This window comes from Methylobacterium dankookense, from assembly GCF_902141855.1.
In the GTDB taxonomy this organism is placed as follows: Bacteria; Pseudomonadota; Alphaproteobacteria; order Rhizobiales; family Beijerinckiaceae; genus Methylobacterium; species Methylobacterium dankookense.
This window is the reverse complement of sequence record NZ_CABFVH010000001.1, coordinates 416486-433756: the sequence shown is the minus strand read 5'-3', so window position 1 is coordinate 433756 and position 17271 is coordinate 416486. Positions and strand designations below refer to the sequence as shown.

Sequence of the window (17271 nt, the reverse complement as noted above, 5' to 3'; positions counted from 1 at the left end):
CCGGGGGGCCCCCCCCCCCGGGAGGGGGGTTTTGCGGCCCGGGGGCCCCCCCCCGGGCCCCCCCCCCCCGGGGGAAGGGCGGGGGGGGGGGCGCCCGGGGGGGGAAAAGACGCGCCGGGGCCCCCCCCCCCAATGGGCCCGGGCCCCCGCGGGGGGCTCGACCTGTCCCGCCAGCACGGCGGCGAGCACCCGGGCGCCGCTGCCGCGCCCGCCGGTGATCGCCACGTGGCCGGGCATGGCGAGGCGCGCATCGACCCCCGCGAGGCGCTCGCCGGTGGCGGCGTCGAAGGCGCCGACGCCGCGCGCCATGAGATCGCCGGCCCGCGGCATCGGCGCCGGCACGGCACCGACTCGGGTGCGGCTGCGCAGGGCGGCGGCGTTGCGGGCGATGGCCTGGAAGACCGGTGCGACGGCGTTGCGGACGGAAAGGAGGCGGAGCGCCGCGGCGAGCAGCACAGCGGCCAGCGCGAAGGCGGCGGCGGCCGCGATGAGCGCCGCCGGATCGACCGCCTGGGCCGGGGGCGTGCCGGGCCCGCTGCCGCGCCAGAGGGCGGTGCCGGCCGCGATGGCCGGGAGCAGCACCACGAGCGCGATGGCCGGGGCGCGGGCATAGGCGAGGCGCCCCTCGGCGCGGGCGAGGGCGTTGCGCTTGGCGCTCGACGTCGCGGCGATGCGGGCTCGCTCCAGGGCGGCCGAGCCATGCGCGCGCACGGCCGGCATGCGGCGCACGAGGTCGGCGAGGGTGCGCCCGGCCGCCTCGCCCGCGTTGCGGCGCAGGTCGCGCCGCTTGCTCATCCGGTCGAGGATCAGCGCCTCGGCGAGGCCGACCGCGAACAGGCCGAGCGCCGCGATCGGCACGAGGCGCGGGGCGGCAAGGGCCGCGAAGGCCAGCGCGAGCAGGGTCGCGGAGACGGCAAGCGCCGGCAGGACGATGCCGACGCCGAGCGGCCCGTCGAGCTTCGACACGGCGCGGCCCATCAGGTCGGCGAGGCCGCGGGCCTCGTCGCGGGCGCCAGCGGGCGAGCCGAGGATCGCGCCGATCACCGTCTCGCGCAGGGTGGACATGGCGCGGTTCTGCGCCGCGACGCAGAGGCGGGCCACGAGCCAGCCGAGGCCGGCGAGCGCCAGGGCGGCCCCCGCGAGGCAGAGGATGGCGGCGAGTTCGAGCGTGGCCGGCGGCAGGATCCAGCCCGGCGCGATGACGAGGTCCGGTCGCGGATCCTGCAGCGGCACCACGAGGCGCAGGAAGGGGAGGGCGGCGGCCTCGTCGCGCGGCAGGGTGGCCACGAGATCGCGCAGGCAGAGCAGCGCCAGCGCGCAGAGGGGCATGCCGAGGCCGAGCACCAGGGCGAGCGCGAGGACGTGCTGGCGGCGGGCGGCCCGCCAGGTCAGGAGGATCGGGTCAGACTCCATGCCGCTCCGTCACCGCCGCGCTTCGACGCCGGGCCCGGCCGAACAGGCCCGAATGCGCCGCTTCGTCCAAGCGCATAGTCGACGGCGAACGGCAGGCAAAGCGCGTCAGCGCACCTCGCGACGCCGGCCGCCCTGTGCCGTCCCTCGGCAGGCCCCGACGTTGACCGCGAGGCCGCCGAGCGACGTCTCCTCGTACTCCTCCTGCGTGCCCGCTCCAGCTCTGGCCCGCTTGCCGGTTCGAGGCGTAGGGTGGTTGAGGATGGAGCGCCGAGCGTTGTTCGGCCCCCACTCCGGCTTCTTCGCAAAGTGGGAGGAGAGGCCCGCTCGGTGCCGGACGCGGTGTCAGATCTTCCCGTCGAGACCCATCTGGTAATACTTGTGCACGATCTTGTCCTGGTTCTCGAGGAGCCAGTCGATCGAGGGCTCGTTGGTCATTGCCTTGCGGATCGCTTCGGTCATGCCCTTGCGCTGGATCTCGAACAGGGCCTTGTGGTCGACGCTCTCGGCCTGGATGACGCCGGGGCTCAGCCAGACCGAGCAGATGATGCCGAGGTCGTTGGCCTTCTCCTTCGGGATGTAGCCCGCGCGCACCGCGTCGAGCACGCCGTTGGCGATGGCGTACTGCACGGTGCCCATCAAGATCGAGGTGTACTTGTTCTCGGTGACGCTGACCTTGGAGACGCAGAGCGTCACCGGGCGCACCATGATATCGGTGTTCAGGAGCGCGAAGACGCGGCTGTGGCCGACTACCTGATCGCCGGTCAGGGTCGCGAGCGCCGTGCCGACCGGACCGTCGAGCTCGCCGATGATCACCTCGGGCTCGGAGGCGGTGTTGGGCGGGCCGCCTGCCACCAGGGCTTCGCCCGCGCGGAGGATGATGCGTTCACTCATGATGGGCCTCGCTGCTTGACGGGCGGGTTATGGACCGGGGGGCCGGCCTTGTCATTCGCATGGCCCCGGCAGGGGCGAGGCGTCGGACGTAACTGCGCGGCCGAGGTCGCTGGCCCGGGTCATCGCCGCGAAGACCACCATGGAGAGGGCGAGGATCATGGTCTGGTTGACGCCCGCCATGATGGTCGACAGCGCGAGCGGTAGCTGCACCTCGAACAGCGTCTGGATGGCCAAGCCGAAGGCGTCGGAGGCCGTGACGATCTCGGCGGCACGGTGGGGATGCCGAGCACGGTGAGCCGGATCACCGCACCGAGAACACGATCATCGCGAAGCGGGCCGAGACCACGCCGAGCCCGATGACCCCATCAGGGGGAGGCGGATATCCGTGAGCCGAGCCAATCCGGTCCCAACCTCGGGGAGGCGGGAGGATGGGAGGAAGGGGGCCGAACGGACTCGCTTCTGCCGTCAGGCGGCGGCTCGCTTCTCCACCACGGTGGTCTCGACGATGTCGGCGGGCTCGTAGAGCCAGCGGGCCAGGGCTCCTGCCACCATCGCGCCAGCGATCGGCGCCAGCCAGAACAGCCAGAGCTGCGCCACGTATTCGCCGCCTGCGATCAGGGCCGGGCCTGTGCTCCGGGCCGGATTGACGGAGGTGTTGGTCACCGGGATCGAGATGAGGTGGATCAGCACCAGGGTGAACCCGATCGGGATTCCGGCGAAGCCCACCGCGGCGCCCTTGGACGTCGTGCCGATGATGATGAACAGGAAGAAGAACGTCGTCAGGAACTCGACGAGCAGGCAGGACATGACGCTGTACTTGCCGGGGCTGAGCTCGCCGTAGCCGTTCGAGGCGAAGCCGTTCGGGACCCAGCCCGCCTTGCCCGAGGCGATGCCGTAGAGGATCGCCGCCGCGAGCACCGCGCCGATCACTTGGGCGACGATGTAGGGCAGCACGTGCCGGGTCGCGCAGCGGCGCGCCGACCAGAGACCCAGCGTGACGGCGGGGTTGAAATGGCCGCCGGAGATGTGGCCGACGGCATAGGCCATCGTGAGGACGGTGAGGCCGAAGGCGAAGGCGACCCCGAGGAAGCCGATGCCGAGTTCGGGGAAGGCGGCGGACAGGATGGCGGCGCCGCAGCCGCCGAAGGTCAGCCAGAAGGTGCCGAAGAACTCGGCGGTCGCCCGGCGCATCGTATCGTGGTCCATGCCGATACCTCTCGCTCTGTGGTGGCTACCCCAATTTGCGCGCGAGGTCGTTCGACCTCGTCAGTTCCATTCCGGTGCTGCGCCGCGTCCCGGCGCATCAAGTCAAGCGCCGTCTCTGGGGAATCCGCTCTGCGGCAAGGGTATTCTTCGGATCGTGCGGAGGCCAGCCTTTTCGTGCATTCTGGAGTGGATCTAAACTTAAGTCGTATACCGTCCTAATGCATTGAAATTCCGGCGTTATGTGTCGGCCTATAAATAGTCAAGTTTCAATCTTGCCGAAATGGAAGTCGATGAGAAAAGCTGTTTGACAATCATGACAACTGGAATTCAATATCTTCCCATCGCGGCACGCGAATCATCGCTCGATGGAGGTGTGCTTGCGTCACCGTGCGCCTCTGCCCGTTCGATGGATCCGGACTGCCGCTCGGCTCACGGCCGCCGTCACGGCGACTGCATTGGCGGGCTGCGATCCGCCCCCGCCTGCCGCGCCGCCCGCGCCGCGGGTGGCGGCCGCCAATCCCCTGGTCGCGCCGCTTCAGGACAATATCCTGCTGACCGGCCAGACCTCGGCCACGGCGAGCGTCGATCTCGTCGCCCGCGTCCCGGGCTTCCTGCGCGAGGTCGGCTTCGCGGACGGCGCCGATGTCCGGCAGGGGCAGCTCCTGTTCCGGATCGAGGACGATTCCTACGCCGCGCAGGTCGCGCTCGCCCAGGCCAACCTCGACCAGCAGACGGCCACCCTGAAGAGCGCCGAGGCCGAGTTCGCGCGCCAGGAGACGCTGCGCAAGCAGCTCGTCGCCACGCAATCGACCTATGACAGCACCCTGGCCGCGCGCGATACCGGGCGCAGCGCGGTCGCGGCCGCCCAGGCGAACCTGAAGGTCGCGCAGATCAGCCTCGCCTATACCCGCGTCGAGGCCCCCTTCGCCGGCCGGATGGGCCGCCGCCTCGTCGATCCGGGCAATCTCGTCGGCTCGGGCGCGCCGACCAAGCTCGGCACCCTGTCGCAGATCGATGCGCTCTACGCGACCGTGAGCGTCAACGAGCGCGACCTGCGCCGCCTGCAGGCGGCCATGAAGGAGCGGGGCCTGTCGCGGGAGGCGCTGCACGGCGTCCCGGTCCAGGCCGGCCTCTCCGACGAGCCCGACCTGCCGCATCGGGGCCGGCTGGACTTCGTCGATTCCGGCCTCGACACGACCACCGGCACGCTCGTGGTCCGCGCGCTGCTCGACAATCCCGGCCGGAGCCTGGCGCCAGGCCTGTTCGTGCGCCTGCGCATCCCGCTCGGGCCCCCGAAGCCCGCGCTCTGGGTGCCCGCCGCCGCGGTCGGAATCGATCAGGCCGGCCCGAGCCTCCTCGTCATCGACGCGAGCGGGGTGGTGAACCTCCGGCGCGTCACCCTCGGCCCGGCGCGCGACGGCCTCCAGTCGATCGCGTCCGGCCTCCAGCAGGCCGACCGCGTCGTGACGGAAGGGGTCCAGCACGCGGTGCCGGGGCGGACCATCGTCGCGGTGCCCGGCGCGATCGGCGCGCCGACCGTGTCGGCCCGGGCCGAGTGAGGAGGGGGCCGTGAACGCCGCCACCTTCGTCGAGCGTCCGGTCCTCGCCAATGTGAGCGCGCTCCTCGTCAGCCTGCTCGGCCTCGTGGCGGTGCTGTTCCTGCCCGTCACGCAATATCCGCCGATCACGCCGCCCACCGTGCAGGTCACGGCGCGCTTTCCCGGTGCCGACGCCCGCACCGTGGTCGAGACCGTGGCCCTGCCGATCGAGCAGCAGGTCAACGGCGTCGAGAACATGCTCTACATGCAGTCGACCGCGGCCAACGACGGCAGCTACACCCTCGTCGTCACCTTCGCGGTCGGCACCGAGCTCGACCAGGCCCAGGTCCAGGTGCAGAACCGGCTCTCGGCCGCGCTCGCGATCCTGCCGCAGGCCGTGCAGGCGCAGGGGGTGACGAGCAAGAAGAAGAGCACGGCGATCCTGCAGATCGTCACGCTGACCTCGCCCGACCGCTCGCGCGACGGCCTCTTCCTCAGCAACTACGCCGCGATCAGCCTGAAGGACACGCTCGCGCGCATCCCGGGCGTCTCCGACGCCTCGGTGTTCGGGGTCGGGCAGTACGGCATGCGCGTCTGGCTCGACGCGGACGCCATGCGGGCGCGCGGGCTGATGCCGGGCGATGTGCTCGCGGCGATCCAGCAGCAAAGCCAGGCGGTGGCGGCCGGGCAGGTCGGCGCGCCGCCGGCCCCGACCACCCAGGCCTTCCAAGTCACCTTGGACCTGCGCGGACGCTTCGCCGACGCGGCCGAGTTCGAGGAGATCGCGGTCAAGACGGAGCCCGGGGGCGGCATCACCCGGATCCGCGACGTCGGCCGGGTCGAGCTCGGCGCCCAGACCTACAGCCAGTTCCTGACCCTCGACGGCGCCCCGGCGGCCGGGATCGCGATCTTCCAGCTGCCCGGCGCCAACGCGCTCACGGTCGCCGCCGCGGTGCGGGCCGAGATGGCGCGCCTCGGGGCGAGCTTCCCCGAAGGAGTCGCCTCGGCCATCCCCTTCGACACGACGCGCTTCGTCGAGGCCTCGATCCACGAGGTCTACCTGACGCTCGCCGAGGCGGCGGCCCTCGTCCTCCTCGTCATCCTGCACGATTGGCGCGCCACCCTGGTGCCGGCCACCACCGTGCCGGTCACCGTGATCGGCGCCTTCGCGGCCCTGTGGCTGCTGGGCTTCAGCATCAACCTGCTGACCCTGTTCGGCCTGGTGCTCGCCATCGGCATCGTGGTCGACGACGCGATCATGGTGGTGGAGGCGGCCTCCCACCACATCGACCAGGGCCTCGATCCAAGGTCGGCGGCGATCACCGCGATGGGCGAGCTGATGCGGCCGATCCTCGCGATCACGCTCGTGCTGCTCTGCGTCTTCCTGCCGGCCGCGCTGCTGCCCGGCATCGTGGGACAGTTCTACCGGCAGTTCGCCCTGGTGATCGCGGCCACCGCTCTGCTGAGCGCGGTCAACGCCGCGACGCTGAAGCCAACCCAATGCGCGCGCTGGCTGCGCCCGCAGGCGCCCCCGTCGACCGGCTTCGGCGCCGCCTACCGCCGCGGCTTCGAGGCCGCCTATGGCCGATTCGAATCCGCCTATCTCGGGCTGACGGCACGCCTCGTCGCGCATGCTCACGCCGCGGCGCTCGCGGTCCTCGCCCTTCTGGCGCTCGGCCTCTACGGCCTCACGCGCCTGCCCACCGCCTTCATCCCGACGGAGGACCAGGGCTACCTGATGGTGTCGGTCCAGCTGCCCGACGGCGCCTCGCTCGAGCGCACCGCCCGGGCCATGGACCGCCTGACCGCAGAGGCGCGGGCGGTGCCGGGCGTCGACCAAGTGGTCGCGATCGGCGGCGTCTCGCTCCTCGACAACAACGCCTCGCTCGCCAATGCGGGCGTCGCCTATGTGATCCTCAAGGACTGGAGCCAGCGCGGGGCCGACGAGACCCTGCGCGCGGTCTACGCTGCGCTTCAGGCGCGCCTGTCGAACCTCGTCGAGGCGCGCGCCACGGTGGTGCCGCCGCCGCCGATCCAGGGGCTCGGCCTCACCGGCGGCTTCCAGATGCAGGTGCAGCTCGTCGATGGCAGCTTCGACTATGTCCGGCTGCAGCGGGCCGCGGACGCGCTCGTGGCGGCGGCCTCCGCCGAGCCCGGCCTCGTGCGCGTCACCACCCCGTTTCGCGCGGGGGCGCCGCATCTGCGGGTGGACCTCGACCGGCGCAAGGCCGAGACGCTCGGGGTCAATCCAGGCGACGCGCTCCAGACGATCCAGACCTATGTCGGCTCGACCTATGTCGGCCAGATCACCCGCTTCGGGCATACCTTCCCGATCTTCGTGCTGGCCGACGCGCCGTTCCGCCTGACCCCTGAGACCATCGAGACCCTGACGGTGCGCAATGCGAGCGGCGGGGCGGTGCCGGTCGGCGTCCTGGCGCAGCTCGTGCCGGCCGTGGGGCCGGCCCTGGTGCCGCTGTTCGACCTCGCGCCCTCGGCGGCGATCATCGGCGCGGCGGCGCCCGGCACCAGCTCCGGCCAGGCGCTCGCCGCCATGACGAGCCTGGCGCAGGCTGCCCTGCCGCCGGGCACGCGCTTCGCCTGGTCCGGCATCTCGTATCAGGAGGCGCAGCTCGGCGCGCAGGCCTACTGGGTGTTCGGCCTCGCGCTGCTCCTCGTCTACCTCGTCCTGGCGGGCCAGTACGAGAGCTGGACCGCCCCCCTCGCGGTCATCCTCGTCGTGCCCCTCGCCCTGCTCGGGACCGTGGCGGCCCTGATGCTCGCGGGCGCCGACAACAACATCTACACGCAGGTCGGCCTCGTTCTGCTGATCGCGCTCGCGGCCAAGAACGCCATCCTGGTCGTGGCCTTCGCCCGCGACCTGCGGCTGGCGCAGGGCCTGCCGATCGCCGAGGCCGCCCTGGCCGCGGCACGCCTGCGCCTCCGGCCGATCCTGATGACCTCGCTTGCCTTCATCCTCGGCGTGCTGCCGCTCGTCTTCGCCACCGGGGCGGGTGCGGCGGCCCGGCGCTCCATCGGCGTCGCGGTGTGCAGCGGCATGCTCGCCTCGACCTTCGTAGCGGTGCTGTTCGTGCCGCCGCTCTTCGTGGTGCTCCAGCGCTGGTCGGAGCGCGGGCATAGGCCGGGCACGGCCGGGGGGGCCGTGCCGGCGGAGGGGGCCAAGCCCGTGCCCTGAAGCGGGCCTGAACTTCGACGAGAGGAGGAAGCGATGGGATCGATCGGTTTCGGCCTGCTGGCCATCGGGATGGCGACGGCCGTGCAACCCGCGGCGGCTGTGCAGCTCGCCCAGGCCAACAGCGCTTCGACGCATTGCGCGGCGGGCCTGCCAGCGGATTCGAAGATGATCTACGACGCGTCCCTTCGAAACATGAAGAGCCTGGAGACCCTGCGCGACACCGTCGTGTCGGAGACGCGCTCCCTCGTCGAGGCCGGCCGGATCACCGAGCTCGATGCCCGTCCGGCCGCGGAGAGGGCCGGGACCTGCCTCCGGCTGCTCGCCCATCCGTGACCCTGCGAAACCGCGATCGGACCCGGCGGCGCGGCCCGTCGGGGCGTGAGAGACAAGGAGATTCCGCCATGCGATGCGTTCCCCTGTTGCGGCAAGCGCTCATCCTCCTCGGCACGGTCGTCGGGCTCGCCCCGTCCCTGCCGACGCCTGCGGAGGCCGTCGTCTGCGCCGGCGGCGTCTACCGCGCCGGCTGCGTCGGCCCGCGGGGCGGCGTCGCCGTCCGGCGCGGCGTCTATGGCCCGCGGCGTGTCGTGGTCCGCGGCGGCCATTACCGGCCGCGCACCGTGGTCTACCGGCGCGGCTACCGTCGCTGGTAGGGCGGGATCCGGCAAGCCGTGATCCTGCGGGCGGCCGCGGCGCTCCTCGCCCTGGCGGGCCTGACCGCCGCGTCGTTCTATGCCGGCCTCGTCCATGCCGACCTGCGCATCGCCGCGGGCCCGCCCGGCAGCGCAATCCAGCGGCTGATCGCCACCTTCGCGACGGCGAATGCCCGGCTGCATCCTCGCGTGCGCCTCCTCCCTGTCGAGGAGGGCGACCTCGCTGCGAGCGCGCGGGCGCTGGATGACGGGCGCGTCGACCTCGCGGTGATCCGCAGCGACCTGCCGCCGCCGGTGAACGGGCTCACCGTCGCGATCCTGCGCCGCGACGTGGTCGCCGTGGTCCTGCCGCCGCACAGCCCGGTCACGGCCCTCGGCCAGCTCGCGGGCCGTGCCGTGGCGATCCAGGCCGGCCCGTTCCAGGCGGACGATGCCCGCGTCCTCGACACGCTGCTCGATTATGTCGGCGTGCCGGCCGCCAAGGTGGAGCGCCTCTTCCTCGATCCCACCGAACTGCGGACCGCCCTCCAGGAGCACCGGGCGGCGGCGATCTTCGCGATCGGCCCGGTCGGTGCGGGCGGCGCTGTCGATGCCGTCGCGGCGGTGGCGCGCGCGAGCGGCGGCAGCCCGAAGATTCTTGCCCTCGACGAGGGCGAGGCGATCCACCGGCGCTATCCGGGTCTCGAACCCATCGAGGTGCCGGTTGGGGCCTTCCGGGGCCGCCCGCCGGTCCCGGCCGAGGCGGTGAACAGCCTCGCCCTGACCTACCGGCTGGTCGCCGCGCGCGGCATGCTCGACATCGTGGCGGCGGCCGTCGCCCGCTCGGTCTTCACGGCGCGGGGCATGCTGACCGAGGCGACGCCGTTCGCCGGCCAGATCGAGGCGCCCGACCTCGACGACAAGATGCCGCTCATCCCGGTCCATCCGGGCGTCGCGGCCTACATCAACAACGGCGACCAGAGCTTCTTCGACACCTCGCAGAACTACCTCTATCTCGGCGGCATCGTGCTCAGCCTCGCCGGCTCGGGGCTGGCGCTCGCCGTCAGCTCCTGGCGCCGGCGCCACGCCGCCCGGGACCGTGGCCTGATCGCCGGCCTCGTCGCGATCGCGGACCGGGCCGATGCGGCGGACGCAGCCGAGCTCGACGCCCTGTCCCGGGAGCTGCACCGGCTCGTCGGCACGGCGCTGGTGCACCAGGCCCACGGAGACGGGCTGCCCTCGCTGATCGGCCCCGCGATCGATCACGCCCGCGAGGCGATCCGGGCGAGGCGCGCGGCGTTGAAGCACGTGACCTGACCGGCCGGCATGGAATCGGACCGTGGGCTTATGCCAGCTCGGGCCGGAGGAACCGGTACTTGAAATGCCCGACATCGTATTGTTCGCGTCGCGATCGGCCGCTCCCAGCCCAGGCATCCCGGAGCGAGGCGTCACCCGATTCTGCGGTCGAACACGGGCACGATCCACTGCGCGCCTGATTGGCGCTCCATGGCCGCTATGGTAATCTGAAAGGATGTCCGAAGCTCTCGAGATTGCCCATGGCGATTTCGGCAGGGTTGCCCTGCTCGATATGGACCGTGGTCTTGTCCGGCACGCGCATCATCATTGCCATGTTCTGCTGAAGGTCGAGGGCGACGACACCCAGTTCCTGGTCGGCGAGCGCGTCGTCTGCCTCACGGACGAGCAGGCCGTCCTGGTCAATGCCTGGGAGACGCACGCCTATCTGCACGATCCGGCGCGCGACAAGGCGATGATCCTGGCGCTCTACATCGAGCCGGCCTGGCTCGGCTCGTTCCGGCACAATTGGTCGGCGAGCGCGGCGCCGGGCTTCTTCGAGCAGCCGGTGGGCCTGATCACGGCGCAGATCCGCCGCTTCGCCCGCGACCTCGCGGCGGAGATGGTCTACGCGCCGGATTCGCGCCACATCCGCGAGACCCTGCTGCCCGGCCTGATGATCGCCCTGATCGAGCGCTTCACGGCCTGGCGCGAGGCCGGCTCGTCCCTGCGCGCGGCGAGCCGGAGCCGGGATTGGCGCGTTCAGCGGGCGATCGCCCGGATCCGGGCCGAGCCGACCGACGGCACCGGGGTCGATGCCCTGGCGCGCGAGGTCGGGCTGTCGCGGGCCCATTTCTACCGCCTGTTCGAGCAGACCACCGGCGCCTCGCCCAACGTCTTCAAGAACGCCATCCGGGTGGAGCGGGCGGTCGAGGTCATCGTGCGGACCGACCAGGGCCTCGCCGATCTCGGCCTCGGCCTCGGCTTCTCCACGCCCGCGCATTTCTCGCGCTTCTTCCGTGACCATGTCGGCGTGTCGCCGAGCGTCTTCCGCAGCATCGCCCGGCGCGGGCAGGTGCCGCTCCCCTGAGGGGACCGTCCGGCGCCGCGATTTTTGAGACGTTTCGGTAAGTCGCGAGACTCCGCGGGCTCCTCCGCGGAGGGCGGTGCAATGCATCCTCCCCGGATCGGGCCAGCCAAGAGTCCCGGCCGAGGAAGCGAACGTTGGGCATCGAGCACATCCCGTTCGTCGGGCAGTCGGTGGAGCGCGTCGAGGACGCGGCCCTGCTGTCCGGACGCGGGCGCTACATCGACGATCTCGGCACCAAGCCCGGAACGCTGCACGCGGCGATCCTGCGCTCGCCCCACGCCCATGCGGACATCCTCGGCATCGATGCCGCCGCGGCCCTGGCGCTGCCGGGCGTTGCGGCCGTCCTCACCGGGCGCGACCTCCTCGACATCACCGCGGGCCTCGTCCCGGCCGTGCGTGCGGCGGTGGATGCGCGCGCCATCGCGGTCGATCGGGTGCGCTATGTCGGAGAGCCGGTCGCCATCGTCCTCGGCACGGACCGCTACATCGCCGAGGATGGCTGCGACCTGATCGAGGTCGATTACCGCCAGCGCCCCGCCGTGGTCGATCCGCTGGCCGCCCTCGCGAGCGATGCGCCCGTGCTCCACGACGGCGTCGGCGCGAACCAGGTCAGCGACCGAAGCTTCCGCTACGGCGATCCCGAGGCGGCCTTCGCGGGCGCGCGGCACACCCTGTCGGTGACGGTCCGCTACCCGCGCAACACCGGCTCGCCGATGGAGACCTACGGCGTCGTCGCCGAGTACGACCCTACCGACGACAGCTACGACGTGCTCGCCAACTTCCAGGGGCCGTTCAGCATCCACGCCGTGGTCGCGCGGGCCCTGAAGGTGCCAGGCAACCGCCTGCGGCTCCGCACGCCCCCCGATTCCGGCGGCAGCTTCGGCGTGAAGCAGGGCGTCGCGCCCTACGCCGTCCTGATCGCGGCTGCGTCCCGCATGGTCGGGCGCCCGGTGAAGTGGGTCGAGGACCGACTGGAGCACCTCGCGGCCTCGGTCTCGGCCACCAACCGCGTCACCACGCTGACCGCCGCCTTCGACGACGACGGCCGGGTCGAAGCCCTCGACTGGGATCAGATCGAGGATTGCGGGGCGTATCTCCGCGCGCCCGAGCCCGCCACGCTCTACCGGATGCACGGCAACATGACCGGCGCCTACGCGATCCGGAACGTGCGGATGCGCAACCGCGTCGTGCTGACCAACAAGACCCCGACGGGGCTGGTGCGCGGCTTCGGCGGCCCGCAGGTCTACTATCCCCTGGAGCGGCTGATGCAGCGCATCGCCGTGACGCTCGGCCTCGACCCGTTCGAGGTGATCCGCCGAAACCTGATCCCGGCCGACGCCTTCCCCTACCGCACGGCGACCGGCGCGCTCTATGATTCCGGCAATTACCAGCACGCCCTCGACGTCGCCGCTCGCGACGGCGGGCTCGCCGACCTCGTCCGCCGCCGCGCGGAGGCCCGCGCCGCGGGCCGGCTCTACGGGATCGGCTACACCGCCGCGGTCGAGCCCAGCGTCTCGAACATGGGCTACATCACCACCGTCCTCACCGCCGCCGAGCGGGCCAAGGCCGGCCCGAAGAACGGGGCGCAGGCCACCGCAACCATCACCCTCGATCCCGTCGGCTCGGTGACCGTGCAGGTCGCTTCCGTGCCGCAGGGCCAGGGCCACCGCACCGTGCTGGCGCAGGTGGTGGCGGACGTGTTCGGCATCGCCCTCGACCAGGTCCGGGTCACGGCCGACCTCGACACCGCCAAGGATGCCTGGTCGATCGCCTCGGGCAACTATTCCAGCCGCTTCGCCGCCGCGGTGGCGGGCGTGGCGCATCAGGCGGCGACACGGTTACGGGACAAGCTCGCGGCTGTTGCTGCGGCCCAGCTCAACGTGCGCGCGGACGACCTCGTCTTCGCTGGGGGCCGCATCAGCGCCCGCGCGAACCCGGACGCCTTCCTGCCCTTCGCGCGCGTCGCCGCGACCGCCCACTGGTCGCCGGGCCTGCTGCCGGACCTGGACGGGACGCCGATCCGCGAGACCGCCTTCTGGACGCCGCCGCAGCTCACGCCGCCGGACGAAGCGGATGGAGTGAATTCCTCGCTCTGCCACGGCTTCATCTTCGATTTCTGCGGGGTCGAGGTCGACCCGGTCACCGGCAAGATCGGAATCGACCGCTACGTGACCATGCACGATTGCGGGCGCATCCTGCATCCCGGCATGGTCGAGGGGCAGGTGCGCGGCGGCTTCGCGCAGGCGCTCGGCGCGGCCATCTACGAGGAGCTGGCCTACGGCGAGGACGGCGCCTTCCTTTCCGGCACGCTCGCCGACTACCTGCTCCCCACCGCCACGGAGATGCCGGACCTCACGGTCCTGCACGTGGAGAGTCCCTCGCCCTTCACGCCGCTTGGCGCCAAGGGCGTCGGCGAGGGCAATTGCATGTCGACGCCGGTCTGCCTCGCCAATGCGGTGGCGGACGCGCTCGGCCTCGACGCGATCGACCTGCCGCTGAGCCCGGCCAAGCTCGCGGGCCTCGCCGCCGGCCGCGACGAGCCGGCGCCGCCCGCCGGCCTCGCCGCCCAGGCCCAGCCGGCGGCCAAGCCGGGCGACCGCACCCTGCGCGGCGAGGGCTCGGCCGCGGTCGCCGCCCCGCCTGAGACCGTCTGGTCGATGCTGCTCGATCCGGACGTCCTCGCCTCGGTCATCCCGGGCGCGCACGGCGTGCGCAGGATCTCGGAGACCCATTTCGCCGCAGACGTGACCCTCGGCGTCGGTCCGGTGAAGGGCCGCTACAAAGCCGATATCCGCCTCTCCGACCTCGACGCGCCGCGCGCAGCGACGCTTGCCGGCACGGTGACCGGCGCCCTCGGCAATGGCGGCGGCACCGGCCGCATCACCCTGGAGCCGGACGGGTCCGGCGGCACCCGCATCGTCTACCGCTACGAGGCCGCGGTCGGCGGCAAGGTCGCCGCGGTGGGCGGGCGCCTCCTCGACGGCGCCGCCCGCGTGATCATCGGCGGCTTCTTCTCGGCCCTCGCGCGGCGGGCGGGCGGCCCCGCGAGCGGCCCGGGCTGGCTGCGCCGCCTCCTCGCACGGCTGGGGATCTCCGCATGAAGCCCGCACCCTTCGGCTACCTCCGCGCTGCAAGCCTCGACGAGGCGCTCGACGCCCTCGGCCGGCACGGCGGCGAGGCCCGGATCGTCGCGGGCGGCCAGTCGCTCCTGCCGATGCTGAACATGCGGCTGACGAAGCCCGCGATGCTCATCGACGTGATGCGGATCGAGGCCCTGCGCGAGCCGGGCCCGGCGCGCGGCGCCCTCGTGATCCCGGCCGGCGTGCGCCAAGCGATCCTGCTCGACCGGCCGGGCCTCGCCGACGACCTGCCGCTGCTTGCCGCGGCGCTCCCCTGGGTCGGACACGTCCAGACGCGGGCGCGGGGCACCCTGTGCGGGTCGGTCGCCCATGCCGATCCGAGCGCCGAGATCCCACTCTGCCTCGTGGCGCTCGAGGGCGAGGTCCGGCTGCGCTCGCGCAAGCGCCGCCGCAGCGTGCGCGCCGAGGACTTCTTCACCGGCATGATGGTCACCGACCGCGCCGACGACGAGCTCATCGAGGCGATCGCCTACCCGACCCGCGCGGCGGGGACGGGCTATGCCTTCGCCGAGGTCGGGCGCCGCCACGGCGACTTCGCCATCGTCGCCTGCGCGGCCGTGGTGGATGCCCGGCGCATGCGCCTCGCGGTCGGCGGCGTCGCCGACCGGCCGACGGCGCGAGACTTCCCCCTCCTCGACGGCTCCGCCCTCGACGACGCCCTCAACGCCTTCGCCTGGGAACTCGGCGCGGGTGAGGACCTCCACGCCACCGCCCGCTACCGCCGCGACCTCGTGCGCCAGCTCGGCCGCCGGGTGCTGGAGCAGGCGCGACAGGACAGCATCCGATGCCGCAGCTAGAGGCCGGCGCGCGCCATCGCGTGCGCTTCACCCTGAACGGCGCACCCGCCGAATTCGAGGTCGAGCCGCGCACGCTCCTGACCGACGCGCTGCGCCACGGGCTCGGGCTCACCGGGACGCATGTCGGCTGCGAGCACGGCGTCTGCGGCGCCTGCACCATCTCCATCGACGGCGTGCCGGCCCGCGCCTGCCTGACCCTCGCTGTCGGCATCGAGGGCTGCGACCTGCGCACGGTGGAGGGGCTGGCGCCCGAGCCCGGCCGGCTCGGCGTGCTGCAGGCCGCCTTCCGGCGCCACCATGCCCTGCAATGCGGCTTCTGTACCGCCGGGATCCTGATGTCCCTCGACGCCTATCTGCGCCTCAGGCCCGGTGCGGGCCGCGCGGAACTCACCGAAGTGATCGGCGGCCATCTCTGCCGCTGCACCGGATACGCCCCGATCGTCGAGGCGGCGCTCGAAGCCGCGGCGATCCTGCGCGGCGAGACGATCCAAGGGACGAAGACGGCGGAGACGGCCCATGCTTGACCTCGGCACCAGCTTCCTCGCGAGCGTCTCCCGCGATCCGCAGGCGCTCGCCATCGTGGACGGCGAGACCCGGCTGACCTACGCCGACTGGTACGCGCTGATCTCCGCGACAGTGGCAGGGCTCGACCGGCTTGGGCTGGAGCCCGGCGACCACCTCGTCACGGTGCTGCAGAACCGGCTGGAGGCGGCGACGCTGCACTGGGCCTGCCAGTTCGCCGGCATCGTGCTGACGCCGATCAACTGGCGCGCCAAGCCCGAAGAGATCGATTTCGCGATCGGGAATTCCGATGCGAAGGCGCTCGCCTACGAGGAGGTCTCGGCCGCCGCGGTGCGGGCAAGCGCCGCCGCCCGGGCGCTGCCGCGGATCGCGGTCGGCCACACCACCGGATCCGGCACGATCGCCTTCGCGGATCTCGCGCAGCCGGGGGCAGCTCCCGCCAAGCCCCGCGTCGGTGCGGAGGCGACCTCGCTGATGCTCTACACCTCGGGCACCACGGCCAAGCCCAAGGGGGTGCCCCGCCGCCACCGCGCCGAGCGCGCCGCCGCCCTCGCCCATGTGGCGCAGAACCTCTACGCGCGCGGCGAGCGGACGCTCGGCGTCATGCCGCTCTACCACACGATGGGGGTGCGCTCGCTGCTGGCCATGTCGCTGATCGGCGGCGCCTTCGTCTGCCTGCCGCGCTTCGACGTGGCCGGCGCGCTGCGCCTGATCGCCGCCGAGCGGGTGACGAACCTCTACCTCGTGCCGACGCTCTACCACGACCTCGTGCACCATCCGGACTTCGCGGGCACGGACACCGCCTCGGTGCGCAAGCTCGGCTTCGCCGGCGCGCCGATGACCGACGGCCTGCTCGCCAAGCTCACCGAGGCGTTCCGCCCCGACCTCTTCGTCAACCATTACGGCTCGTCGGAGGTCTACACCTTCACGATCAACCAGGACGCCGCCACGAAGCCGGGCTCGGCCGGCCGGGCCGGGCTCAACACGATGGTGCGCGTGGTGCCGCTCGGCGCCTCGGACCCCGAGGCCGTCGCCGCCCCCGGCGAGGAGGGCGAGATCGCCGTGATCGCGCGCGGCGACGAGGCCTTCGAAGAATACTGGCGCCGACCCGAGGCCGACGCCAAGGCCTTCCGCGGCGGCTGGTACTTCACCGGCGACACGGGCTTCGCCGACCCGGACGGCGACATCTTCGTCACCGGCCGCGTGGACGACATGATCATCACCGGGGGCGAGAACGTCTCGCCGGTGGAGATCGAGAGCTGCCTCTCCCTCCATCCGAGCGTCTCGGAGGTCGCCGTGGTCGGCCTGCCCGACGAGCGCTGGGGCAAGCTCGTGACCGCCTTCGTCAAGCGCCGGGACGGCACCGACGGGGCCGCCCTCGACGCGCATTGCCGCGCGGCCGGCCTGCCGAGCCACAAGCTGCCCCGCGCCTACGTCTTCGTCGCCGACATCCCGAAATCGCCGGTCGGCAAGCTCCTGCGCCGGCACCTCGTGGCCGGCGAGTACCAGCCCGAGCCCGCGGGCGAGCCTCCGGCCGCCTGAGCCCCCGGCAGACACTT

At 72.4% G+C, this 17271-nt stretch carries 13 protein-coding genes and 1 pseudogene; 10 read left to right on the top strand and 4 right to left on the bottom strand.

Annotation, left to right across the window (positions count from 1 at the left end; all coding sequences use genetic code 11):
* The 4 genes and pseudogenes from MTDSW087_RS02150 to aqpZ all read right to left on the bottom strand — a co-directional run.
* Window positions 1-1413: pseudogene (locus MTDSW087_RS02150) on the bottom strand (ABC transporter ATP-binding protein); the annotation flags it as partial.
* 342 nt (window positions 1414-1755) lie between these two features.
* A complete protein-coding gene (locus MTDSW087_RS02145) occupies window positions 1756-2304 on the bottom strand; it encodes a formaldehyde-activating enzyme (RefSeq protein ID WP_109952627.1) in 549 nt (182 codons plus the stop codon).
* Window positions 2305-2355: 51 nt separating this feature from the next.
* A complete protein-coding gene (locus MTDSW087_RS31375; RefSeq protein ID WP_373322064.1) occupies window positions 2356-2538 on the bottom strand; it encodes a hypothetical protein in 183 nt (60 codons plus the stop codon).
* Between the two features lie 231 nt (window positions 2539-2769).
* A complete protein-coding gene (gene aqpZ, locus MTDSW087_RS02135) occupies window positions 2770-3510 on the bottom strand; it encodes an aquaporin Z (protein ID WP_144759451.1) in 741 nt (246 codons plus the stop codon).
* A 503-nt stretch (window positions 3511-4013) separates the two neighbouring features.
* Here aqpZ and MTDSW087_RS02130 point away from each other — a divergent pair.
* The 10 genes from MTDSW087_RS02130 to MTDSW087_RS02085 all read left to right on the top strand — a co-directional run bounded on the left by MTDSW087_RS02130 (window position 4014) and on the right by MTDSW087_RS02085 (window position 17254).
* Window positions 4014-5069, top strand: coding sequence for an efflux RND transporter periplasmic adaptor subunit (locus MTDSW087_RS02130; RefSeq protein ID WP_186383701.1), 1056 nt, complete (start codon window positions 4014-4016; stop codon window positions 5067-5069).
* Between the two features lie 10 nt (window positions 5070-5079).
* On the top strand, window positions 5080-8241 hold the full coding sequence (locus MTDSW087_RS02125) for an efflux RND transporter permease subunit (RefSeq protein WP_144759445.1): 3162 nt from the start codon (window positions 5080-5082) through the stop codon (window positions 8239-8241).
* A 33-nt stretch (window positions 8242-8274) separates the two neighbouring features.
* Entirely contained in the window at window positions 8275-8574 is a 300-nt protein-coding gene (locus tag MTDSW087_RS02120; RefSeq protein ID WP_144759442.1) for a hypothetical protein, read from the top strand.
* Window positions 8575-8642: 68 nt separating this feature from the next.
* Window positions 8643-8891: a hypothetical protein gene (locus MTDSW087_RS02115; RefSeq protein ID WP_238179094.1), complete on the top strand. Its 249-nt coding sequence runs from the start codon at window positions 8643-8645 to the stop codon at window positions 8889-8891.
* 18 nt (window positions 8892-8909) lie between these two features.
* The gene (locus MTDSW087_RS02110; protein WP_144759440.1) at window positions 8910-10187 is read left to right on the top strand and encodes a type 2 periplasmic-binding domain-containing protein; all 1278 of its coding nucleotides are present in this window, start codon (window positions 8910-8912) and stop codon (window positions 10185-10187) included.
* A gap of 214 nt (window positions 10188-10401) precedes the next feature.
* Complete coding sequence (locus MTDSW087_RS02105) at window positions 10402-11253, top strand: helix-turn-helix domain-containing protein (protein ID WP_144759437.1); 852 nt, start codon at window positions 10402-10404, stop codon at window positions 11251-11253.
* 134 nt (window positions 11254-11387) lie between these two features.
* On the top strand, window positions 11388-14354 hold the full coding sequence (locus MTDSW087_RS02100) for a xanthine dehydrogenase family protein molybdopterin-binding subunit (RefSeq protein WP_144759434.1): 2967 nt from the start codon (window positions 11388-11390) through the stop codon (window positions 14352-14354).
* Window positions 14351-15190 (top strand): FAD binding domain-containing protein, encoded by an 840-nt coding sequence (locus MTDSW087_RS02095; RefSeq protein ID WP_144759432.1) that lies wholly within the window; start codon window positions 14351-14353, stop codon window positions 15188-15190. The genes MTDSW087_RS02100 and MTDSW087_RS02095 overlap by 4 nt, the downstream gene beginning before the upstream one ends.
* Window positions 15178-15714, top strand: a complete 537-nt coding sequence (locus MTDSW087_RS02090; protein WP_144759429.1) for a (2Fe-2S)-binding protein — start codon at window positions 15178-15180, stop codon at window positions 15712-15714. The genes MTDSW087_RS02095 and MTDSW087_RS02090 overlap by 13 nt, the downstream gene beginning before the upstream one ends.
* Window positions 15707-17254 carry an AMP-binding protein gene (locus tag MTDSW087_RS02085; protein WP_144759426.1) on the top strand — a complete coding sequence of 516 codons (1548 nt, stop codon included), beginning with the start codon at window positions 15707-15709 and terminating at the stop codon, window positions 17252-17254. The genes MTDSW087_RS02090 and MTDSW087_RS02085 overlap by 8 nt, the downstream gene beginning before the upstream one ends.
* Window positions 17255-17271 lie beyond the last annotated feature (17 nt).